The sequence below is a fragment of the Pseudomonas sp. KCJK8993 genome, assembly GCF_046230915.1.
Classification (GTDB): domain Bacteria; phylum Pseudomonadota; class Gammaproteobacteria; order Pseudomonadales; family Pseudomonadaceae; genus Aquipseudomonas; species Aquipseudomonas piscis.
In genome coordinates this window covers 1-20,891 of sequence record NZ_JBJJLO010000085.1, presented here as the reverse complement: position 1 = coordinate 20,891, position 20,891 = coordinate 1, and the positions used below count along the sequence as shown (strand labels likewise).

The following is a 20,891-nucleotide window of genomic DNA, read 5'->3' as shown; positions in this document are numbered from 1 at the left end:
CAGCGTGCCGCCATGAATCAAGCCCGAAATGTCATCCGCTACGTCAATGCCGCCCATGTCATCGACCACATGTTCATGTTGATCTACCCGGCGGCGGTACTGGGCATGACCCAGGCCTTCGCCATGGACTATGCCGCGCTGATCGGCTTGTCCCTGGGTGGTTTCATCGCCTTCGGCGCCTGTTCGCTGCCGGCCGGCTGGCTGGGCGACCACTGGAGCCGCCGACGCATGATGATGCTGTTCTTCTTCGGCATCGGTGGTTCCTCGATCCTCACGGGCCTGAGCAACAACCCGGCAACGTTGACCCTGGGCCTGACCCTGATGGGGGTCTTCGCCGCCATCTATCACCCGGTGGGCACGGCGATGCTAGTGGCCTACGCCCGCAACCGTGGGCGCGAGATCGGTATCAACGGCATGTGGGGCAACCTCGGGGTGGCCTTCTCGGCGCTGCTCACCGGCTTCCTGGTGGCCCGCTTCGGCTGGCGTTCGGCATTCATCCTGCCAGGGGCCGTGGCGATCGTGCTGGGTATCGGCTTTGCCTGGCAGGTGCGTGAGGAGCCGATCCCGGCCCGGGCCCATGCGCCGCTCAAGGGGCAAGGCGGGCAGCAGATCTCGATGTTCCTGGTGTTCGCTGTCCTGGCGCTGGCCACGGCCACCGGCGGCGTGGTGTTCAACGCCACCACCATGACCTATCCGAAACTGTTCCAGGAGCGCTTGCTGGACGTCTTCACCTCGCCGCAGACCCTGGGGCTGGTGGTGAGCCTGGCCTACGCCTTCGGCGCGGTGGCGCAGTTGACCATGGGCCGGCTGTTGCATCGCTTCAGCCTGAAATGGCCATTCATCGCCATGACCCTGTTCCAGGGGCCGTTGTTGCTGGCGCTGGCCCATGCTGAGGGCTGGAATGTGATTGTGCTGGGCGCGGCGTTCATGTTCGTGGTGTTCGGCCAGGTCACGGTCAACGATGCGATGGTCGCCAACTTCGTCGCCCCCCAGTGGCAGGCCCGGGTGTTCGCCCTGCGTTACTGCCTGTCGTTCGGTGCCAGCGCCACGGCGATTCCGCTGATCGCCCTGGTGGAGCCGCGCCAGGGCCTGGCCGGGTTGTACCTGATCCTGGGCGCGATCGCGGCGCTGACCTTCGTCGCCGCCCTGGCTTTCCCCCGTACGCCGGCCGAAGCGGCGCTGGGCCAGCAGGCATGAAGGCACGCAGGGCCGCGCCGATACTGGCCTGGAGCCAGTATCGGGCGGCCCTGCAAATCATCCCTTTGGCTGATTTGGCTGGTGCGCAGGCACTCTAGAGTGAATATTCTCCAGTTACGATCGAGCCGTCAGAAAAGGGATTCTTATGTTGCAGACTCGCGTTATCCCCCCTGCCGAAGGGGCCTACCAATACCCGCTCCTGATCAAGCGGCTGCTGATGTCCGGCAGCCGCTACGAGAAGACCCGCGAGATCATCTATCGTGACCAGCTGCGCTACACCTATCCGACCCTGATCGAGCGGGTCGCGCGCCTGGCCAACGTGTTGACCGCGGCCGGGGTCAAGGCCGGGGACACCGTGGCGGTAATGGACTGGGACAGCCATCGTTACCTGGAGTGCATGTTCGCCATCCCGATGATCGGCGCGGTCATCCACACCATCAATGTGCGCCTGTCGCCGGAGCAGATCCTCTACACCATGAACCACGCCGAGGACCGCTTCGTGTTGGTCAACAGCGAGTTCGTCGGCCTGTACCAGGCCATTGCCGGACACTTGACCACGGTGGACAAGACCCTGCTGCTCACCGATGGCGAGCAGAAGAGCGCTGATCTGCCGAACCTGGTGGGCGAGTACGAGACCTTGCTGGCCGCCGCCAGCCCGCACTACCAGTTCGAGGACTTCGACGAGAACTCGGTGGCCACCACCTTCTACACCACCGGCACCACCGGCAATCCCAAGGGCGTGTACTTCACCCACCGCCAACTGGTGCTGCACACCATGGGCGTGTCGACCATCATGGGCGCCATCGACAGCGTGCGCCTGCTGGGTACCAACGACGTGTACATGCCCATCACGCCGATGTTCCACGTGCATGCCTGGGGCCTGCCCTACGTGGCCACCATGCTGGGCCTCAAGCAGGTCTATCCGGGGCGCTACGATCCCGAGTACCTGGTGGAGCTGTGGCGCCGGGAAAAGGTCACCTTCTCCCACTGCGTGCCGACCATCCTGCAGATGGTGCTCAATGCCAAGGCGGCCCAGGGCACGGACTTCGGCGGCTGGAAGATCGTCATCGGCGGCAGCGCCCTGAACCGCGCGCTGTACGAGGCCGCCAAGGCCAGGGGCGTGCAATTGACGGCCGCCTACGGCATGTCCGAGACCGGGCCGCTGGTGTCCTGTGCCCACCTCAACGATGAACTGATGGCGGGGAGCGAGGACGAGCGCACCACCTACCGGATCAAGGCCGGTGTGCCCGGTCCCCTAGTGGAGGCGGCGATCATCGATGCCGAGGGCAACTTCCTGCCGGCGGACGGCGAATCCCAGGGCGAGCTGGTACTGCGCGCACCCTGGCTGACCGAGGGTTATTTCAACGAGCCACAAAAGGGCGCCGAGCTCTGGGAGGGCGGCTGGCTGCATACCGGCGACGTGGCGACCCTGGACGGCATGGGCGTGATCGATATCCGCGACCGGATCAAGGATGTGATCAAGACCGGTGGGGAGTGGATCTCGTCCCTGGACCTGGAGGATCTGATCAGCCGGCATGGCGCGGTACGCGAAGTAGCAGTGGTGGGCATCGCCGATCCGCAATGGGGAGAGCGGCCGTTCGCCTTGCTGGTGGTCCGCGAAGGCCACGAGATCGGTGCCCGGGAGCTCAAGGAACACCTCAAGCCATTCGTCGAGCTGGGGCACCTGAGCAAGTGGGCCATTCCCACCCAGATCGCCCTTGTTACGGAAATTCCCAAGACCAGCGTCGGCAAGCTCGACAAGAAACGCATCCGCGTCAACATCAGCGAGTGGCAGGCCAGCAACAGCGCCTTTCTCTCCACCCTCTGAGCCTTTCTCGCCGTGTCCGCCCGGGCACGGCGCGCCCACCCTGCAAGCCTTTGCCTTGTACTCGCGGATTTTTCCGTCATCCTTGCCGGCCATTTTTCAACGGTTATGGCAACGGACCGCTCCAGCACGGCCAGATGGGCTGCAAATCACACTTTAGAGGGATCAAGCAGTAATCCTTGCTGGCTATAGTCCGCTGACAGTCTTTTTCGAGGGACGGGGCATTGCGGGGTATTGGCGCCACGCAAGCCCAGGGCCTGTACCAGTGTGCTGGTGCCGGTAGCCGGGGCGGTCTCGGAAAAACCAACTGCCATAACAATAATGCTCATGGAGTAGCGTCGATGACATCAGCAAACCAGTTCTGGCGCCGGGCGAAACTGCCCCTGGCCGTCGGTCTCGCCTCCACGCTCGCCGGGCCCGCATTCGGCGTCACCTTCAACGTCGGTGAAATCGAAGGCAGCTTCGATTCGTCCCTTTCCCTCGGTGCCAGCTGGTCGACCGCAGGGCGCAACAAGGACCTGATCGGAGTCAACAACGGCGGCAAGGGCTTGTCCCAGACCACCGACGACGGCCACTTGAACTTCAACAAGGGGCAGACCTTCTCGAAGATCTTCAAGGGCATCCATGACCTGGAGCTCAAGTACGGCGATACCGGTGTGTTCGTGCGTGGCAAGTACTGGTACGACTTCAAGCTCAAAGACGAAGACATGGACTTCAAGAACATCAGCGACAGCAACCGCAAGGAAGGCGCCAAGTCCTCCGGCGGGCAGATCCTCGATGCCTTCGTCTACCACAACTACTCCATTGCCGATGAACCGGGTTCGGTGCGTTTGGGCAAGCAGGTGGTGAGCTGGGGCGAAAGCACCTTCATCGGCGGCGGCATCAACTCGATCAACCCGATCGACGTCTCGGCGTTCCGCCGTCCCGGTGCCGAAATCAAGGAAGGCCTGATTCCGGTCAACATGTTCTACATCTCGCAGAACCTGACCGAGAACCTGTCGGCCGAAGCCTTCTACCAATTGGAATGGGACCAGACCGTCACCGACAACTGCGGGACTTTCTTCTCCCAGCCGGACAACATTTCCGATGGCTGCGATGACAACCTGCGACTGCTGGCCAAGCGTTCGACCATCGCCGCCACGGCCCCGGGGCGAGCTGCGCTGGCGGCGATGCGAGCCCGTGGCGTCGACACCAACGAAGAGGGCACCCTCGTGCGCCGCAGCGGTGACCGCGATGCCCGTGACGGCGGCCAGTTCGGCGTGGCCTTCCGCTATAACTTCGAGCCGCTGGACACCGAGTTCGGCGCCTATTTCATGAACTACCACAGCCGCGCGCCGATCTTCAGCGCCACCGCGGCGCCGAAGTCGGCCTATGCCATGGCCCCGGGCTTCGGCGCCCTGGCCCCGGTCTGGATCGCCGGCAACTCGAAGTACTTCGTCGAATATCCCGAGGATATCCGCCTGTACGGCCTGAGCTTCTCCACCACCCTGCCTACAGGGACCGCATGGAGCGGCGAGATCAGCTACCGGCCGAACGCGCCGGTTCAGTTGAACAGTACAGATCTCCTCTATGACGCTGTTCGTGGACTGGGCGGTATCTACACAAACGCTTCGTTGCTTAAGCACAATCCTGGAGAGGACTCTCACGGCTACAACCGTAAGGAAATTACCCAGTTCCAGACCACCTTCACCCATTTCTTCGATCAGGTCATGGGTGCCAGCCGCTTGACTCTTGTCGGTGAGTTGGGCGTGACCTATGTGGGTGGACTGGAGAGCAAGTCCAAAGCCCGTTATGGCCGTGATCCTGTATTTGGCCCGGGCAAACTACCTGCCACACCTACCGGGTTGAATACCTGCGAGATTCTTGATCTAGGCACCATAAATGGAGCAGGTCCTGGAGCAAGTACCAGTAATGCCACCAAAAATTGCAACAACGATGGTTTTACGACCGCCACCTCCTGGGGCTACCGCGGCCGGGCGATCTGGGAATACCCGGATGTGTTCGCCGGCGTGAACCTCAAGCCCAACGTAGCCTGGTCCCATGACGTCAAGGGTTACTCACCAGGCCCTGGCGGCAACTTCGAGGAAGGCCGCAAGGCCATCAGCCTGGGGCTGGACGCCGAGTACCAGAACACCTACACCGCGAGCCTGGCCTACACCAACTTCTTCGGTGGCGACTACAGCACCGTGGATGACCGGGATTTCCTCGCCTTGAGCGTTGGCGTGAACTTCTAAGCACACTGCATTTTCAGGAAGAACAACAATATGAAAATCACCAAGAGTCTGTTGCACGTCGGTGTGCTGGGACTGTCGCTGCTGGCTACCGGAGTCATGGCTGCGGTATCGGCCGACGAGGCCGCCAAGCTGGGCACCAGCCTGACGCCGATGGGCGCCGAGATGGCCGGTAACGCCGCCGGCACCATCCCGGCCTGGAAGCCGCTGGCGACCAACGCCGGCAGCGTGGACGGCAAGGGTTTCCTGTCCAATCCCTATGGCAACGAACAACCGCAGTTCACCATCACCGCGCAGAACGTCGAGCAGTACAAGGACAAGCTGGCACCCGGGCAGTACGCGATGTTCAAGCGCTACCCGGACAGCTACAAGATGCCGGTATACGCAACCCACCGTGGCGCTACCGTGCCGGCTGATGTGTTCGCCGCCATCAAGCGCAACGCCACCAAGACCAACCTGGTCTCCGGCGGCAACGGCCTGGAGAACTTCGAGACGGCGATTCCGTTCCCGATCCCGAAAAGCGGGGTCGAGGTGATCTGGAACCACATCACTCGCTATCGCGGCGGCAGCGTGACTCGCCTGGTGACCCAGGCCACTCCGCAAGCCAACGGCTCCTACAGCCTGGTGTACTTCCAGGACCAGTTCGTGTTCCGCGACAAGATGAAGGACTACGACCCGAAGAACCCGGGCAACATCCTGTTCTACTTCAAGCAGAAGGTCACCGCCCCGGCGCGCCTGGCCGGTGGCGTGCTGCTGGTGCACGAAACCCTGGACCAGGTGAAGGAGCCGCGTTCGGCCTGGGTCTACAACGCTGGCCAGCGTCGTGTGCGTCGCGCCCCGCAAGTGTCCTATGACGGCCCGGGTACCGCGGCCGACGGCCTGCGTACTTCCGACAACCTGGACATGTACAACGGCGCTCCGGATCGCTACGACTGGAAGCTGGAAGGCAAGAAGGAGATGTACATCGCCTCCAACAGCTACAAGATCGACTCGCCGACCCTCAAGTACGCCGACATCATCAAGGCCGGCCACATCAACCAGGACCTGGCTCGCTACGAGCTGCGCCGGGTCTGGCATGTGGTCGCGACCCTGAAGGAAGGCCAGCGCCACATCTACGCCAAGCGTGACTTCTACATCGACGAGGACACCTGGCAGGCCGCGGTGATCGACCATTACGACGGTCGTGGCCAGCTGTGGCGCGTGGCCGAGGCCCATGCCGAGGACTACTACGACAAGCAAGTGCCCTGGTATGCCCTGGAAACCCTCTACGACCTGCAGTCTGGCCGCTACCTGGCACTGGGCATGAAGAACGAAGAGAAACAGGCGTATGACTTCGGCTTCACCGCCACCACCAGCGACTTCACCCCGGCCGCCCTGCGCCAGGACGGAGTCCGCTGATCCGCGTTACCCCTTAGAGGCCGCATCCTCGAAAATTGCCCCGGCTGGTTCGGGGCTTTTTTTTGTCTGCGCGATAGGTCCGGGCCAGCTGACGTAGAAATCAGTGGCAATGCGACTATCTTTCTCGGGACGAATTGGGAGCTTGTCTAAATAAGCAAACGAAATATCGCCCAATAATTGCGGAATATCTGACCTATTTGGTCATAGTCTTTTTCGCGCGAATGGTCGCAAAAATCTTCAACAGGTGGCCTTTTACCGCTAGTCTGCGGACATCTGCTACGCCGACAACCGTACACCAATAAGAGTTGGCCATGACTGATCTGTTCTCCCTCCTGCGGTCTGACAGTGCAGTGATTCCTGCGCTGGAAGGGCGTTTCTATCGACCGCCATTGCCTGATGGCTATGTGTCGCGGCCGCGCCTTTGCGAACGTCTTAAGGGAGGGTTGAAAGGGCGCCTGTTGCTGGTCTGTGCTCCGGCCGGGTTCGGCAAGAGTTCGCTGGCGATCGAGTTTTGCCAAAGCCTGCCGGTGAACTGGCAGAGCCTGTGGCTGGGCTTGAGCCGACGGGATAGCGATCCAGGGCGTTTCCTCGAGCGCCTGCTGGCCGGCTTGCAGCAGTATTTTCCGCAGCTGGGCCGGCAGTCCCTGGGCTTGTTGAAAATGCGCCAGCGTCATCAGCCGTTTGCCTTCGAGGAGTGGCTGGACGGCTTGCTGGACGAGTTGGCGGAGCAATTGACCAGTGCCAACCCCGTGTTGCTGGTACTGGACGACTACCACCTGGCCCAGGGGCCGGTGCTCGATCGTTGCCTGCAATTCTTCCTCAATCACCTGCCCGATGGCCTGCTGGTGATGGTCACCAGCCGGCAGCGCCCGGATTGGCACCTGGCGCGCCTGCGCCTGTCACGGCAATTGCTGGAGCTGCATGAGCAGGACCTGCGGCTGACCCACGACGAGTCCCTGAGCCTGCTGGACCGACACAGCAGCGCCTTGCGCGGCGAGGCCCTGGAAAACCTGATCGAACGTAGCGAGGGCTGGGTCGCGGGGCTGCGTTTCTGGTTGCTCGCCGCCTCCGAGGCCGGAGCCGTGGGCACCTTGCCCCAGGGCTTGCATGGCGGCGAGGGGTTGATCCGCGATTACCTGCTCGAAGAAGTCATCGATTGCCTGCCCGCCGAGGTCCAGGCCTTCTTGTACGACACCGCCCCCCAGGAGCGCTTCTGCGCCGAGCTGTGCGATGCCCTGCGCGAGGCCCACGACAGCGCCGAGATCCTCGGCTTCCTGCAGGCGCACCAGGTGTTCCTGGTGCCGCTGGACGAGCATGGGCACTGGTACCGTTATCACCACCTGCTCTCCGACCTGCTGCGCAGCCGCCCAGCGGCCAGCGCCCTAGTGCCGGCCGCCAGCCTGCACTTGCGCGCCTGTCGCTGGTTCAACGCCCAGGGCCTGCTGGATGAGGCGGTGGAACAGGCGCTGCGTGCCGGGCACCTGGACGTGGCCGCCAACCTGGTACAGAACTTGTCCGAGGAACAACTGCTGGCTGAGCAGAATATCGGCATGCTGTTGCGCTGGAAGATGGACCTGCCCGACAGCCTGCTGATCAGTTCGCCGCGCTTGATCGTGTTGTATAGCTGGGCCTTGGGCCTGGCCTGCCAGCTGGATGCGGCCCAGGAGCTGGCTGCCCAGTTGAGCCGTTTCCTGCCGGCGCCTTCGGCGACGGCGCAAAAGTCGATGCTGGCGCAGTGGCTGGCCCTGAGCGGGATCATCGCCCGAGGGCGCGGCCAGCGGGAGCAGACCCTGGCCTATTGCAGCGAGGCCCTGGAGAGCCTGCCCCTCAAGCGTTATGGGCAGCGGCTGATGTGCCTGTCGACCTTGTCCAACCTGGCCATCACCGATGCCGACGTGTGGCGTGCCCGCAGCCTCAATCGCGAGTCGCTGGAATTGGCGCAGCGGGTCGGCAACCCGCTGTTCGAGGCCCTGGCCCACTATGACCGGGCGCGGGTCCTGCAGGCCCGGGGCGAAGTGTTGCGGGCGCAGGATGAGGTGCAGCAGGGACTGGGGCGCTTGCAGGGGCTGTCGGCCCAGCGGTTGTACGCAGTGCGTGCCCGGCTGACGCTGTATGAAGGCTACCTGCTGACCCTGAGGCTCGAGCCCGAGTCCGGCCTGGCCAGGTTGCAGGCCGGGCTGGTGGAAGCGCGGGCCTGTCGCGATATCAGCGTGCTGATCGGTCATTGCGTGATCGCCAAGCAGGACGGCATGCGCGGCGAATTCGCCCGGGCCTTCGCCGAGCTGGCCGAGGCCGAGCGCCTGATGCATATCTGGGATGTGCCGCCGATCTACTACCTGGCGATGATCACCCTGGTGAAATGCGAGCTTTGGCTGGCCCAGGGCCGCATCGACCTCGCCGAAGCCTGGCTGGCCCGCCTGGGGCAGACCTACACCGGTGGGCAGGCGGCGGCCCCGCCAGAGTTCCATCCCCAGTTGCCCTTGCATATCGAATTGCAGCAAGCCCGGTTGGAAGTCATCAAGGGCGACGTCGTCCAGGCCGAGCGGCGCCTGGCCCGGCTGGTGGAGGATGGGCAGAACAGCGGCCGGCAGTTGCTGTGTGCCATGGCCCTGACCCAGAAGACCGCGCTGTTGCTGGCCCTTGGTCGAGGCCAGGAGGCACGCCGTGATCTGCTCCTGGCCCTGGAGGCGGCAGTGGGGGGCATCCTCCAGCCGTTCGCAGGCTTGATCCTCGATTATCCCGGCTGGATGCGCGAGCAGCTGGAGCAGTGCACCGGCACCGCGTTGACCCAGGCTTTGCTCGAGCGCCTGCCCTCGGCGCCCCGTGAATTGCACGAGGCCGTTGCCCACAGCGAGAGCCTCAGCTCCCGGGAACTGGCGGTGCTGCAATTGATTGCCCGAGGCTGCTCCAACCAGGAGATCAGCGAGCGCCTGTTCATTTCCCTGCACACCGTGAAGACCCACGCCAGCCATATCAACAGCAAGCTGGGAGTGGAGCGTCGGACCCAGGCGGTGGCCCGGGCCCAGGAGCTGGGCCTGCTGGGCTAGGACTCGGCGTGCGGGTTGGCGGCCAGGGCCAGGTGCTGCTTGCAGTAGTCGGCGAACAGGCGCGCCGGTTTGGTCAGTTGTCCACGCTTGAGCCAGGCCGCCACCAGCCCGGACCCGGTCACGTCCTCGACTATCTCCACGCACACCACCGGCCTGCCGTCGTAAGAGCATTGGCAGTGGGGGCGGGTGACCAGGATCGAGAAGCCGAAGCCCTGGCCCACCATGCCCCGGACCATCTCGATGGACGGTGAGCTGAAGGCGATCTGCGGGGTCAGGCCCAGCTCCTCGAACAGGCTGACGAAGTAGGTCCGGCTCGGCTGCACATCCAGCAGGATCATCGGTTCCAGGCACAGGTCGCGCAGCGAAACCCGGGCCTGCTGGGCGTAGCGGTGGCCGGCCGGCAGCAGGGCATAGGGACGTTGTGGCGGCATCAGTGGCTCGGTCTCGATGGTGCCGTCCAGCTCATGTTCGTACAGGATCACCAGATCGTAGGCACCGCCGGTCAGGCCTTGCACCAGTTCCTGCTGCTCGCCGTCGCGGATGCGGATCTCGACACCGGGATAGAGCGCGCCGAAGCCGGCGATCAATTGCGGCAGGTACAGCGGCGCCACGGTCTCGAAACAACCGATGTCGATCTGCCCGCAGACCACATCGTTGTCCGCCAGGGCGTTCTGCTCGAACTCCCTGGCCATGCGCAGCAGTTCCTGGGCCTTGCGGTAGAAGCGCGCGCCACTGGGAGTCAGGGAGACGCCCTGGGCGTGGTGGCGGATCAGTAGCTGCACGCCGAAGCTGTCCTCCAGGCCCTTGATTGCGGTGGAGATCGAGGGCTGGGCGATGTACAGCTTGCGCGATGCCTCGGCGACACTGCCGCATTCGACGGTGGTGATGAAGTACTTCAATTGACGCAGATTGTAGGTGGCCACGGCGAACCTCGTTCCTTGCCCGGGGCGCAAGGGGAGGGCAGGACCGGTGGCTGGCCTCCCGAGCGCGATTGTCGTGCGCCCACGATACCCACAAGCGATGCTGTACAGGGCTTGGGCGGCCGAGCTTTTTCATCGCTTGCGAGCATATTTTTCCTCGCTAGTGGAGGCCGCCTAGGACAGCTGTCCGGGCTCGTTGTCTTCTTCGGCAGGTGGCTGCTCGGCGGCCGGGGCGGGCTCGAATGCCAGGGTGACGATGTAGCACTGTTGCTCGACCGCCACTTCGATGTGCCAACCCAGGCGCGCCGACAGCTGGCGCATCAGCTCCAGCCCCAGGCCGTAGCCAAAGTCGCTGGAGGTCTCGCTTTGCAGGGTTTCGCGGATGCGATTGACCAATCGCAGTTGCGGGTAGCCGAAGCTGACCTCGACGACGCCGTCATCGGCGTACTGCAGGGCATTGCGCAGGAAGTTGCCGACCACGATGCGGCATGCGGTGAGCGGCAGGCGACAGGGCTCGCTGCTGATATCGAGGATCAGCTCGATATCCCGGGTGCCGATCAGGTAGCGGTGTTCCTCGATCAGGTCGTTGACCAGGCCGCTCATGTCGATGGGCTCCTCGGGCAAGGGTTCGGGCAGCTCGCGGCTCATCCACAGCAGGGTCTCGGCGATGCGCTGCATGTTCAGCACCGAGCGTTCGATCCTTTGCAATGGCGGCGGCAAGACCCCGCCAGACTGCAGGGCCAATAGCTCGATATTGGCCTTGAGCACTGCCAGCGGGGTGCGCAGTTCGTGGCTGGTGTAGCGCAACAGGCGACCTTCGCGGGCGCTGGCGGCCTGTACTTGTTGCACGCTCTGGGCCAGGGCATCTGCCAACATGTTGAACTCCTTGAATCCGAAATTCGGACGTTCGCCGGACACGGCTTCCGGGTCCTTGAGGGTGGTGGACCACTGGGCCAGTCGTCCCAGGGGGCGGACCACCCACCAGACCAGCAGGGCGATGATGATCAAGGCCGGTATGAACACCGCGAGGCTGATGAAGATGACGCCACGCAGTTCATGATCCATATAGGCGTCGGAACGTGGCGTTTCCACCTCTCCGCCTTCTTCTTGGTCATGATCGATGTCGTACATGTACAGGATCTTGCCGTCGCTCAGGGGCTGGGCCAGGACCGCGCGGCCTTCGTCCTCGTCGTCGGAGTCCAGGTCGCCGAACACTTGCACCGCGCCGAAGGACATGCTCGGCGGGGTATCGACCATGTGGCGGATCTTCTCCGGCAACGCTTCCTTGCCGATGACGCTGGTATAGAAGTAGTTGCTCGGTGGCGGCGTGTTCGGATCCTTGGCGTAGTGCCTGGAAAAATACTGGGCCTCCTCTTCCATCATCGCGCTGGCGGTATAGAGCAGGCCGCGCACGCTGTACTCGGGCAGCAGCAGGCTGTAGATCAGCAACACGATGGCGATCAGCAACAAGAAGCTGCCGCTGATCACCCATTTCAGAGCCAGGCGCTTACCCATGGGACCTCAACTGGATCCCGACGCCAGGTAGGGTGTGGATCAGCGGCTGGCCGAAGGACTTGTCCACGGTCTTGCGCAGCCGGTGCATGTGCACCTTGAGCGTGTTGCTGTCCGGCGGTTCGTCCCCCCAGATGGTCGCTTCCAGGCGTTCGCGGGTGACCGGCTCGGGGCTGGCGCGCATCAGGCATTCCAGCAGGGTCCAGCAGATCGGCGACAGGTGCAGTTCCTGGCCTGCCCGGCTGACCTTGCGACTACTCAGTTCCATGACCAGGTCGGCCACTTGCAGGCGGCTGGCCTGGCCGCTGCGGCGTACGCTCAGGGCGCGGATCCGGGCGACCAGCTCGGCCAGCTCGAAGGGCTTGACCAGATAGTCGTCGGCACCGGCGGCGAAGCTGGCCAGTTTGTCCGGCAGGGCATCGAGGGAGGTGAGCATCAGGATCGGGGTTTGGCTGCCTTGCTGGCGCAGCTGTGCGCAGAGCTGCTGGCCATCCAGGCGCGGCAGCATGATGTCCAGGAGAATGACGTCGTAATGCTGGTTCAGGGCCAGATTGAGGCCGGCCTGGCCATTGCTGGCGTGATCGCAGACGATGCCGCTGATTTCCAGGTATTCGATGACGGTATTGGCTAGATCGAGATTGTCCTCGACCAGCAGCAGGTTAATGTGCACGGGAGTGTCCTTCAGGGCCTGTGTCGCTCATTGGAGCGAAGGATAGCGAACTCCACTTGGGCTCCGCCGATGTTTACCTGCCGTTAACCCGGGGCTCGCTAGTCTGCAATCCTACTTCTCTTGAGCGTGGCGCCGCCATGAACCTGTCTTCGGTAATCAGAGGTCTCTTGCTGGTCCTGATTCTTCTGGGCCTGATGACCTGTGCCCTGCCTCCCAAGGCGCCTTGGGGGCGACTGGGCGCGGGTGGGGCGCTGAGCGGGTTACTGATTGGGCGGAGCGTGGAGCATGCAGGTCCGGATTATGTTGCCAGCGCATTCTGATGACGCCAGCTACACCGATCAGTTGGTGTTGTGCCTGGTGTTGATACTCTGTGTTTCGATTTCCCTGGGCGCCTATATCATGCGTTTCAATGCGCAGATCGATAAGCAGCGCGAACTGTCTCCCGTGCACCTGCTCGAGTGTGGCAAGGGGCGTGGGGCGTTTATCGTCGACCCTCACGGCCAGCGCAGCAGCAGTGACAACTGCTACGTGATCGAAGACGATAACTAGCTCGGGGGCGCTTGGTTCTCCGTCGAGTTCGAGCGCAAGAAACGTAGTTCTTGCGCTCGAATCGCGATTTACAGTCAAGGCGTATCCAGGCTGAACCCCGCAAGGGCCGCCGATTGCCCTGGTGGATTGAAGGAGACCCCGATATGTCCTGTGCATTCAAGATCATTCCCTCCCCGGTGGGTGAGCTGACCCTGGTAGCCAGGGGCGCGAAGCTGGCCGCGATTCTCTGGGAGAAGGAGCGCGAGAACCGGGTACGCCTCGGCCCGCTCGAACAGGCCCCCGAGCACCCGCAACTGCTGGAGACCGAGCGTCAGTTGCAGGAATACTTCGCCGGTACGCGCAAGCGTTTCGAGCTCGAACTGGATTTCGTCGGCACCGAGTTCCAGTGCAAGGTCTGGCAGGCGCTGTTGACGATCCCCTTCGGCGAAACCCGTAGCTACAGCCAGATCGCCCAGCAGATCGGCAGCCCCAAGGCGGTCCGCGCAGTGGGCGCGGCCAATGGGCGCAACCCGATTTCCATCGTCACTCCCTGCCATCGGGTGATCGGGGCTTCGGGCGGCCTTACCGGCTTTGCCGGAGGGCTCGAGGCCAAGCAGTTCCTGCTGGCGCTGGAAGGTGGGGAAACCCTGCCGCTGGGGTTCTGAGTGAGCGGTGGCGGCACCTGTGCCAGAATGTTCCATCGTTTTTTCTGGACATTCCCATGGACGCCGCCAAACCCAGCCTCATCCGCGAAACCTTCCCCGTCGGTCCGTTGCAATGCAACTGCACCATCATCGGCGACCCGCTGACCAAGAAAGCCATAGTCGTCGATCCGGGCGGCAATCCTGACTTGATCATGGCGCGCCTCGATGCCCTGGGCCTGAAGGTGGTCAGCATCATCCACACCCATGCTCACCTCGATCATTTCCTGGCCTCCGGGCAGATGAAGGAAAAGACCGGCGCCACCCTGCACTTGCACAAGGATGACCAGTTCCTCTGGGACAACCTGGAGATGCAGTGCAGCATGTTCGGCGTGCCCTATGCGCCGGTGCCGGCCCCGGATCGCTGGTTGGGCGACGACGAGGAGTTGGCCTGCGGCTGCGGCGTGGCCCTGCATACCCCGGGACATACTCCAGGTTCCATGAGCTTTTGGTTTTCCGAGGCTAAGCTTCTGATTACCGGCGACACCTTGTTCAAGCGTGGGGTCGGGCGCACGGATCTGTGGGGCGGCGACCAGGCCACCCTGGTGCGTTCGATCCAGCAGCGTCTGTATACCCTCGACGAAGACGCCACGGTGGTTGCCGGGCACGGTCCGGACACCCGGCTGGGCGATGAAATGCGTCAGAACCCGTTCGTGAGAGCTTGAGTTTTTGCTCGGCGTTCCACGGAATTTTTGCCGTTCTGTGTGTTCCAACGCCGGCACAGGTCCGTTGCCAACGTCCTTTGCATTACAGAATGCATATGTAGGAGCTTTCCATGTTCACCTCGCGTCGTTTGATTGTTGTCGCTACTGCTGTGGCCTTGTTATCCGGCTGCGCTTCGCCTAACCCCTATGACAACCAGGGGCAGGCCGACGGCGGTTCGTCGGGCATGAGCAAAACTGCGAAATATGGTGGCCTGGGTGCCTTGGCCGGCGCCTTGGCCGGTGCCGCGATCAGCCACAACAACCGTGGCAAGGGCGCGCTGATCGGCGCCGCGGTAGTCGGTGCGTCCGCGGCCGGTTATGGCTACTACGCCGACCAGCAGGAGAAGAAGCTGCGCGCCAGCATGGCCAATACCGGGGTCGAGGTGCAGCGCCAGGGTGACCAGATCAAGCTGATCATGCCGGGCAATATCACCTTTGCCACCGACTCGGCGAACATCGCCCCAAGCTTCTATCAGCCGCTGAACAACCTGGCCAATTCCCTGCGCGAGTTCAACCAGAATCAGATCGAGATCGTCGGCTACACCGACAGCACCGGCAGCCGCCAGCACAACATGGACCTGTCCCAGCGTCGCGCACAAAGCGTGGCCACCTACCTGACTTCCCAGGGCGTGAGCGGTGCCAACCTGTCTTCGCGCGGTGCCGGCCCGGACAATCCGGTCGCCAGCAACGCCGACGTCAACGGACGGGCCCAGAACCGTCGAGTGGAGGTCAACCTCAAGGCGATTCCTGGCCAGCAGTACCAGCAGCCAACCCAGCAATACCAACAACCAACCCAGCAGCCGTACCAGCAGGGTTACTGATCGAACCGGTTTGAGCCGCAGGCATAAAAAAGCCCGCCCGATGAAAGTCGGGCGGGCTTTTTGTTGGCTGGCTGTAGCCGCTTACTTCTTCAGGCCATATTGCTCGTCGAGCATGCCCGGGGCGTTCGGCGTCTTTGGCGCGTAGTCCCGTGGTGGCTCCTGGTCCCGTGGTGGGGTCAGGCGTTCACGTGGAGCCTGTACCGACTCGGAGTGCAGGGCGGCCAGCAGGCGCTGACGGGTCAATTCGTCCAGGGCCAGGCGATTGGCGCCTTCGGCCAGGTGATCCTGTACTTCCTGATAGCTCTGGGTGAGTTTCTTCACCAGGTTGGCGGTGCTGTTGAAGTGTGTCACCACTTCGTTCTGGTAATTGTCGAAACGTTCCTGGATATCGTCCAGCTGACGCTGCGTGCGGTTAGGCGCGGCATTGGGCAGCAGGCGAGCGACCAGGAATCCAATGGCGACACCCGCGACCAGGGCAAGAGTCGGCAACAACCAAACTAAGAGCGAGTGTTCCACGAGTCCTTCCTCTATAAACGGCTTTGCTTTACGTTAACGGCTCGAACCTGCGCTGTATACCGCGATTCACTCGCAATAGATTGGCACAGACCATTTGCTAGACGAGTCGACCCCCTTCGAGGTCACGGAGTTCCTTCCTTGCTTATGCGTGAAACCCCTGTAGTGATTGCCGGCCCCGTCGGCCAACTGGAAGCCCTGTATCTGGAGGTGCCCGACGCTCGCGGCGTGGCGCTGATCTGCCACCCGAACCCGGTACAGGGCGGCACCATGCTCAACAAGGTGGTGTCCACCTTGCAACGCACGGCACGGGATGCCGGGTTGATCACCCTGCGCTTCAACTACCGTGGCGTCGGCGCCAGCGAAGGCAGCCACGACATGGGCACGGGTGAAGTCGACGATGCCGAGGCAGCGGCCCACTGGCTGCGGGCCAGGCATCCGCAACTGCCGTTGACGCTGCTGGGCTTTTCCTTCGGCGGCTTCGTCGCGGCGAGCCTTGGCGGGCGCCTCGAAGCCCAGGGCGTGCAGCTCAAGCACCTGTTCATGGTGGCCGCGGCAGTGACTCGCCTGCGCGATACCGATACCTTGCCCCAAGGCTGCCCGCTGACCCTGATCCAGCCGGAGACCGACGAGGTCATCGATCCGCAGGCGGTCTATGACTGGTCCGCGGCCCTGGTTCGTCCCCATGAGCTGCTGAAGGTGGCAGAATGTGGGCACTTTTTTCATGGCAAGCTCACCGATCTGAAGGATCTGGTGCTGCCGCGACTTTCGAATTGATTGCAGTCTGATAAGCGATTACCCATGACTACTCGTACGCGCATCCTCACCGGCATCACCACCACCGGCACACCGCACCTGGGCAACTATGCCGGGGCGATCCGCCCGGCGATCCTCGCCAGTCGCGATAGCAATGCCGATTCCTTCTATTTCCTGGCCGACTACCACGCCCTGATCAAGTGCGATGATCCGCTGCGCATCCAGCGTTCGCGCCTGGAGATCGCCGCCACCTGGCTGGCCGGTGGCCTGGATGCGGATCGCGTGACCTTCTATCGCCAGTCCGACATCCCGGAAATCCCGCAACTGACCTGGCTCTTGACCTGCGTCGCCGCCAAGGGCCTGCTCAACCGTGCCCACGCCTACAAGGCCTCGGTGGACAAGAACGTCGAGGCTGGCGAAGACCCGGATGCCGGCGTCACCATGGGTTTGTACAGCTACCCGGTGCTGATGGCCGCCGACATCCTGATGTTCAACGCGCACAAGGTGCCGGTGGGCCGCGACCAGATCCAGCACGTGGAGATGGCCCGGGATATCGGCCAGCGTTTCAACCACCTGTTCGGCCAGGGCAAGGAGTTCTTCGCCATGCCCGAAGCGCTGATCGAGGAAAGCGTCGCCACCTTGCCGGGCCTGGACGGTCGCAAGATGTCCAAGAGCTACGACAACACCATTCCGCTGTTCACCAGTGCCAAGGACATGAAGGATGCGATCTCGCGGATCGTCACCGACTCCAAGGCACCGGGCGAGGCCAAGGATCCGGATAATTCCCACCTGTTCACCCTGTTCCAGGCGTTCTCCACTGCCGAGCAGGCCGCCGAGTTCCGTAGCGAACTGCTGCAGGGCCTGGGTTGGGGCGAGGCCAAGAACCGCCTGTTCCAGTTGCTGGACCGCGAGTTGGGCGAGGCCCGCGAGCGCTATCATCAATTGATCGCACGCCCCGCCGATCTGGAAGATGTCCTCCTGGCTGGCGCGGCCAAGGCCCGTAGCGTGGCGACGCCGTTCCTGGCCGAGCTGCGCGAAGCGGTAGGCCTGCGTTCCTTCGAAAACCAGGTGCAGGTGGCGGCCACCACCAAGAAGAAGGCGGCGAAGGCTGCGCGTATCGTCAGTTTCCGCGAGGACGATGGCAGCTTCCGCTTCCGTTTGTTGTCCGCCGATGGCGAGCAACTGCTGCTGTCGCGCAACTTTGCCGACGGCAAGGCTGCCGGTGCGGCGAGCAAGCAGTTGCAATCGGGCCAGGAGCTGGACCTGCGTGCCCAGGCTAACGGCTTCAGTATCTGGCTGGACGGCGCCAGCGTGGCTGACAGCCCGGTATTTGCCGACACTGCTGCCCGTGATGCGGCCATCGAAGAAGTACGGATCGCCTTGGCCCCGGCCCAGGACTGAGCGGAATCTTCCCGACCAAGGGCTGATTGCCATTCCCCAGGGCCGTCGCTAAAGTGACGGCCCGTTTTTGTTGCCTTGCTAACGAATTATGACGCCCCTAGAACGATACCAAGCAGATCTGAAACGCCCGGATTTCTTTCATGACGCTGCACAGGAAACCGCTGTGCGTCATTTGCAGCGCCTGTATGACGATCTGATCGCGGCCGAGCACAACAAGCCGGGCCTGCTCGGCAAGCTCTTTGGCAAGAAAGACCAGGTGCCGGTCAAGGGTCTGTATTTCTGGGGCGGCGTGGGGCGGGGCAAGACCTATCTGGTCGACACCTTCTTCGAAGCCTTGCCATTCAAGGAAAAGGTTCGTACGCACTTCCATCGATTCATGAAGCGCGTCCATGAGGAAATGAAGACCCTGGGCGGCGAGAAGAATCCGCTGACCATCATCGCCAAGCGTTTCTCCCAGGAGGCGCGGGTGATCTGTTTCGACGAATTCTTCGTATCCGATATCACTGACGCGATGATTCTCGGCACGCTGATGGAAGAACTGTTCAAGAACGGCGTGACCCTGGTCGCCACCTCGAACATCGTGCCGGACGGCCTATACAAGGATGGCCTGCAGCGTGCCCGCTTCCTGCCGGCCATTGCCTTGATCAAGCAGAACACCGAAATCGTCAACGTCGACAGTGGCGTCGACTATCGCCTGCGTCACTTGGAGCAGGCCGAGCTGTTCCATTATCCACTGGACGAAGCGGCCCACGAGAGCTTGCGCAAGAGCTTCCGGGCGCTGACGCCGGAATGCACCCAGGCCGTGGAAAACGACGTACTGATCGTCGAGAACCGCGAGATCCGTGCACTGCGCACCTGTGACGATGTGGCCTGGTTCGATTTTCGCGAGTTGTGCGACGGTCCACGCAGCCAGAACGACTACATCGAGCTGGGCAAGATCTTCCATGCGGTGCTGCTCAGCGGCGTGGAGCAGATGGGCGTTGCCACCGATGACATCGCTCGGCGTTTCATCAATATGGTCGATGAGTTCTACGACCGTAATGTCAAGCTGATCATCTCCGCCGAAGTGGAGCTCAAGGATCTCTACACCGGTGGCCGGTTGACGTTCGAGTTCCAGCGGACCCTCAGTCGTTTGCTGGAGATGCAGTCCCACGAGTTCCTTGCGCGGGCGCACAAGCCGTAATCGCGACTCGGTGAAAAAAGGGGCCTGCTATGCAGGCCCCTTTTTTCATGCCGCCAGTTGCTGGAACTGTTGGCGATACTGGTTGGGCGAAAGCTCGGTGTGCTGGCGGAATAGCCGGGCGAAGAAGCTGGCGTCGTCATAGCCGACTTCGTAGCTGATGGTCTTGATGCTCTTGCGTGTCCCCGACAGCAGGCCTTTTGCGGTTTCGATCCGCAGGCGCTGCAGGTAGTGCAGGGGCTTGTCGCCCGTGGCGGTCTGGAAGCGGCGCATGAAGTTGCGAATGCTCATGCCATGCTCGCGAGCGACGTCCTCGAAGCGGAACTTGTCGGCGAAGTGTTCTTCGAGCCAATGCTGGATCTGCAGGATGATCACGTCCTGGTGCAGCTTCTGGCCGCCAAAACCCATGCGTCCCGGAGCGTAGCTGCGCTGGACCTCGTAGAGGATGTCCCGGGCTACGGCCTGGGCCACGCTGGCGCCACAGAAGCGCTCGATGAGATAGATGTAGAGGTCGCAGGCCGAGGTGGTGCCGCTGGCGCAGTAGAGGTTGTCGGCGTCGGTCAGATGCTTGTCCTGGTTGAGCTGGACCTTGGGAAAACGCTCGCTGAAGGTGCTGAAGAAACGCCAATAGGTGGTGGCCTCCTTGCCATCGAGCAGCCCGGCCTCGGCCAGCCAGAAGACCCCGGTGGCCTCACCGCATAGCACGGCGCCGCGGGCGTGCTGGGCGCGTAGCCAGGGCAATATCTGGGGGTAACGCTGGCACAGGGAGTCGAAGTCGTCCCAGAAGGCTGGGAGGATGATCACGTCGCTATCTCCCAGTGGACCATCCACTGGCATGACTACATCGCTGAAGCTGCGCACCGGCTGGCCATCAGGGCTGACCAGGCGGGTCTCGAAGGCTGGCGTCAGGCCTTGGCCCAGTTGCTTGCCGTAGCGCAGGCTGGCCAGGTGGAAGAAATCCTTGGCTTGCATGAGGGTGGAAGCGAAAACCCGGTCGATAGCCAGGATGCTGACGCGCCGCAAGGGCGTGGAAGTTTGGTTAGACATAATTCGATTGTTCTTATAGGGGAAAGTGGTCACCAGACGGCTGGATCGTCTTATTTTTTGTCGGATGTGTCCAGTGTCCCGTGCCGGTGGCTGGGCTTAGGCTCTGGCAGTCAGACCCGATAAATGACAACCACAGGTGGCTGCATGATCCCCAGAACCTTGTTCAGTTCCGAGCACGAACTCTTCCGCGACAGCGTGCGTACCTTCCTTGAAAAAGAAGCGGTGCCTTTCCATGGCGAATGGGAAAAGCAGGGCCACATCGACCGCAAGTTGTGGAGCAAGGCCGGGGAGGCGGGGATGCTGTGCTCGCACATTCCCGAGGAGGACGGCGGGCCGGGGGGGGGACTCCTGTGTAGCGGGGGGGTGAACGGGGGGGGCAGCCGCCCGGGGCTTGGTGGCAATGGGCTTTCCCCGCCCTCCGAAAACGTTCCGCCCCAACT

At 62.7% G+C, this 20,891-nt stretch carries 18 protein-coding genes; 13 read left to right on the top strand and 5 right to left on the bottom strand.

Features of this window, described 5'->3' with window-relative positions; translation table 11 throughout:
* Positions 1 to 12 precede the first annotated feature (12 nt).
* From ACK6AU_RS22795 to ACK6AU_RS22775, 5 genes are all read left to right on the top strand, one after another.
* Entirely contained in the window at positions 13 to 1,197 is a 1,185-nt protein-coding gene (locus ACK6AU_RS22795) for an MFS transporter (protein WP_185700327.1), read from the top strand.
* A 145-nt stretch (positions 1,198 to 1,342) separates the two neighbouring features.
* Positions 1,343 to 3,025 (top strand): fatty acid--CoA ligase, encoded by a 1,683-nt coding sequence (locus ACK6AU_RS22790; RefSeq protein ID WP_185700326.1) that lies wholly within the window; start codon positions 1,343 to 1,345, stop codon positions 3,023 to 3,025.
* Between the two features lie 338 nt (positions 3,026 to 3,363).
* Positions 3,364 to 5,256: a DUF1302 domain-containing protein gene (locus tag ACK6AU_RS22785; protein WP_409301529.1), complete on the top strand. Its 1,893-nt coding sequence runs from the start codon at positions 3,364 to 3,366 to the stop codon at positions 5,254 to 5,256.
* Between the two features lie 30 nt (positions 5,257 to 5,286).
* A complete protein-coding gene (locus ACK6AU_RS22780) occupies positions 5,287 to 6,651 on the top strand; it encodes a DUF1329 domain-containing protein (RefSeq protein ID WP_185700324.1) in 1,365 nt (454 codons plus the stop codon).
* A 311-nt stretch (positions 6,652 to 6,962) separates the two neighbouring features.
* Complete coding sequence (locus ACK6AU_RS22775) at positions 6,963 to 9,698, top strand: LuxR C-terminal-related transcriptional regulator (RefSeq protein WP_409301527.1); 2,736 nt, start codon at positions 6,963 to 6,965, stop codon at positions 9,696 to 9,698.
* Here ACK6AU_RS22775 and ACK6AU_RS22770 read toward each other — a convergent pair.
* The 3 genes from ACK6AU_RS22770 to ACK6AU_RS22760 all read right to left on the bottom strand — a co-directional run bounded on the left by ACK6AU_RS22770 (position 9,695) and on the right by ACK6AU_RS22760 (position 12,800).
* Positions 9,695 to 10,621: a LysR family transcriptional regulator gene (locus ACK6AU_RS22770; protein WP_409301525.1), complete on the bottom strand. Its 927-nt coding sequence runs from the start codon at positions 10,619 to 10,621 to the stop codon at positions 9,695 to 9,697. The genes ACK6AU_RS22775 and ACK6AU_RS22770 overlap by 4 nt on opposite strands.
* A gap of 171 nt (positions 10,622 to 10,792) precedes the next feature.
* Entirely contained in the window at positions 10,793 to 12,133 is a 1,341-nt protein-coding gene (locus ACK6AU_RS22765) for a HAMP domain-containing sensor histidine kinase (RefSeq protein WP_185700321.1), read from the bottom strand.
* Positions 12,126 to 12,800, bottom strand: coding sequence for a response regulator transcription factor (locus tag ACK6AU_RS22760; RefSeq protein WP_185700320.1), 675 nt, complete (start codon positions 12,798 to 12,800; stop codon positions 12,126 to 12,128). Before ACK6AU_RS22760 ends, ACK6AU_RS22765 begins: the two co-directional genes overlap by 8 nt.
* Positions 12,801 to 13,100: 300 nt before the next feature.
* Here ACK6AU_RS22760 and ACK6AU_RS22755 point away from each other — a divergent pair, with 300 nt between their 5' ends.
* The 4 genes from ACK6AU_RS22755 to ACK6AU_RS22740 all read left to right on the top strand — a co-directional run bounded on the left by ACK6AU_RS22755 (position 13,101) and on the right by ACK6AU_RS22740 (position 15,554).
* Positions 13,101 to 13,349 (top strand): hypothetical protein, encoded by a 249-nt coding sequence (locus ACK6AU_RS22755; RefSeq protein ID WP_185700427.1) that lies wholly within the window; start codon positions 13,101 to 13,103, stop codon positions 13,347 to 13,349.
* 143 nt (positions 13,350 to 13,492) lie between these two features.
* Complete coding sequence (locus ACK6AU_RS22750) at positions 13,493 to 13,993, top strand: methylated-DNA--[protein]-cysteine S-methyltransferase (protein WP_409301522.1); 501 nt, start codon at positions 13,493 to 13,495, stop codon at positions 13,991 to 13,993.
* Positions 13,994 to 14,049: 56 nt separating this feature from the next.
* Entirely contained in the window at positions 14,050 to 14,694 is a 645-nt protein-coding gene (locus tag ACK6AU_RS22745) for an MBL fold metallo-hydrolase (RefSeq protein ID WP_085594834.1), read from the top strand.
* 110 nt (positions 14,695 to 14,804) lie between these two features.
* Positions 14,805 to 15,554 carry an OmpA family protein gene (locus tag ACK6AU_RS22740; RefSeq protein ID WP_185700318.1) on the top strand — a complete coding sequence of 250 codons (750 nt, stop codon included), beginning with the start codon at positions 14,805 to 14,807 and terminating at the stop codon, positions 15,552 to 15,554.
* Positions 15,555 to 15,635: 81 nt separating this feature from the next.
* On the opposite strand, the gene ACK6AU_RS22735 is transcribed toward ACK6AU_RS22740, so the two are convergent.
* Entirely contained in the window at positions 15,636 to 16,070 is a 435-nt protein-coding gene (locus tag ACK6AU_RS22735) for a YhcB family protein (RefSeq protein WP_058433852.1), read from the bottom strand.
* A 144-nt stretch (positions 16,071 to 16,214) separates the two neighbouring features.
* Between ACK6AU_RS22735 and ACK6AU_RS22730 the strand changes: the two genes are divergently transcribed.
* From ACK6AU_RS22730 to zapE, 3 genes are all read left to right on the top strand, one after another.
* Positions 16,215 to 16,844: an alpha/beta hydrolase gene (locus tag ACK6AU_RS22730; RefSeq protein ID WP_185700426.1), complete on the top strand. Its 630-nt coding sequence runs from the start codon at positions 16,215 to 16,217 to the stop codon at positions 16,842 to 16,844.
* A 24-nt stretch (positions 16,845 to 16,868) separates the two neighbouring features.
* The gene (locus tag ACK6AU_RS22725; protein WP_185700316.1) at positions 16,869 to 18,224 is read left to right on the top strand and encodes a tryptophan--tRNA ligase; all 1,356 of its coding nucleotides are present in this window, start codon (positions 16,869 to 16,871) and stop codon (positions 18,222 to 18,224) included.
* Between the two features lie 88 nt (positions 18,225 to 18,312).
* Positions 18,313 to 19,407 carry a cell division protein ZapE gene (zapE, locus tag ACK6AU_RS22720; RefSeq protein WP_185700315.1) on the top strand — a complete coding sequence of 365 codons (1,095 nt, stop codon included), beginning with the start codon at positions 18,313 to 18,315 and terminating at the stop codon, positions 19,405 to 19,407.
* Positions 19,408 to 19,452: 45 nt separating this feature from the next.
* Here zapE and ACK6AU_RS22715 read toward each other — a convergent pair whose 3' ends face one another.
* Positions 19,453 to 20,352, bottom strand: a complete 900-nt coding sequence (locus ACK6AU_RS22715; RefSeq protein ID WP_185700425.1) for a GlxA family transcriptional regulator — start codon at positions 20,350 to 20,352, stop codon at positions 19,453 to 19,455.
* A gap of 243 nt (positions 20,353 to 20,595) precedes the next feature.
* Here ACK6AU_RS22715 and ACK6AU_RS22710 point away from each other — a divergent pair.
* On the top strand, positions 20,596 to 20,891 hold a 296-nt coding region (locus tag ACK6AU_RS22710; protein WP_409301518.1), incomplete at its 3' end, for an acyl-CoA dehydrogenase family protein.

Excerpts from the sequence above, each read along its gene's own strand:
- ACK6AU_RS22785 (WP_409301529.1), top strand. The coding sequence starts at position 3,364 with ATGACATCAGCAAACCAGTTCTGGCGCCGGGCGAAACTGCCCCTGGCC.
- ACK6AU_RS22780 (WP_185700324.1), top strand. The coding sequence starts at position 5,287 with ATGAAAATCACCAAGAGTCTGTTGCACGTCGGTGTGCTGGGACTGTCG.
- ACK6AU_RS22745 (WP_085594834.1), top strand. The coding sequence starts at position 14,050 with ATGGACGCCGCCAAACCCAGCCTCATCCGCGAAACCTTCCCCGTCGGT.
- ACK6AU_RS22725 (WP_185700316.1), top strand. The coding sequence starts at position 16,869 with ATGACTACTCGTACGCGCATCCTCACCGGCATCACCACCACCGGCACA.
- ACK6AU_RS22790 (WP_185700326.1), top strand. The coding sequence starts at position 1,343 with ATGTTGCAGACTCGCGTTATCCCCCCTGCCGAAGGGGCCTACCAATAC.
- ACK6AU_RS22765 (WP_185700321.1), bottom strand. The coding sequence starts at position 12,133 with ATGGGTAAGCGCCTGGCTCTGAAATGGGTGATCAGCGGCAGCTTCTTG.
- zapE (WP_185700315.1), top strand. The coding sequence starts at position 18,313 with ATGACGCCCCTAGAACGATACCAAGCAGATCTGAAACGCCCGGATTTC.
- ACK6AU_RS22795 (WP_185700327.1), top strand. The coding sequence starts at position 13 with ATGAATCAAGCCCGAAATGTCATCCGCTACGTCAATGCCGCCCATGTC.
- ACK6AU_RS22755 (WP_185700427.1), top strand. The coding sequence starts at position 13,101 with ATGTTGCCAGCGCATTCTGATGACGCCAGCTACACCGATCAGTTGGTG.
- ACK6AU_RS22775 (WP_409301527.1), top strand. The coding sequence starts at position 6,963 with ATGACTGATCTGTTCTCCCTCCTGCGGTCTGACAGTGCAGTGATTCCT.
- ACK6AU_RS22750 (WP_409301522.1), top strand. The coding sequence starts at position 13,493 with ATGTCCTGTGCATTCAAGATCATTCCCTCCCCGGTGGGTGAGCTGACC.
- ACK6AU_RS22730 (WP_185700426.1), top strand. The coding sequence starts at position 16,215 with ATGCGTGAAACCCCTGTAGTGATTGCCGGCCCCGTCGGCCAACTGGAA.
- ACK6AU_RS22740 (WP_185700318.1), top strand. The coding sequence starts at position 14,805 with ATGTTCACCTCGCGTCGTTTGATTGTTGTCGCTACTGCTGTGGCCTTG.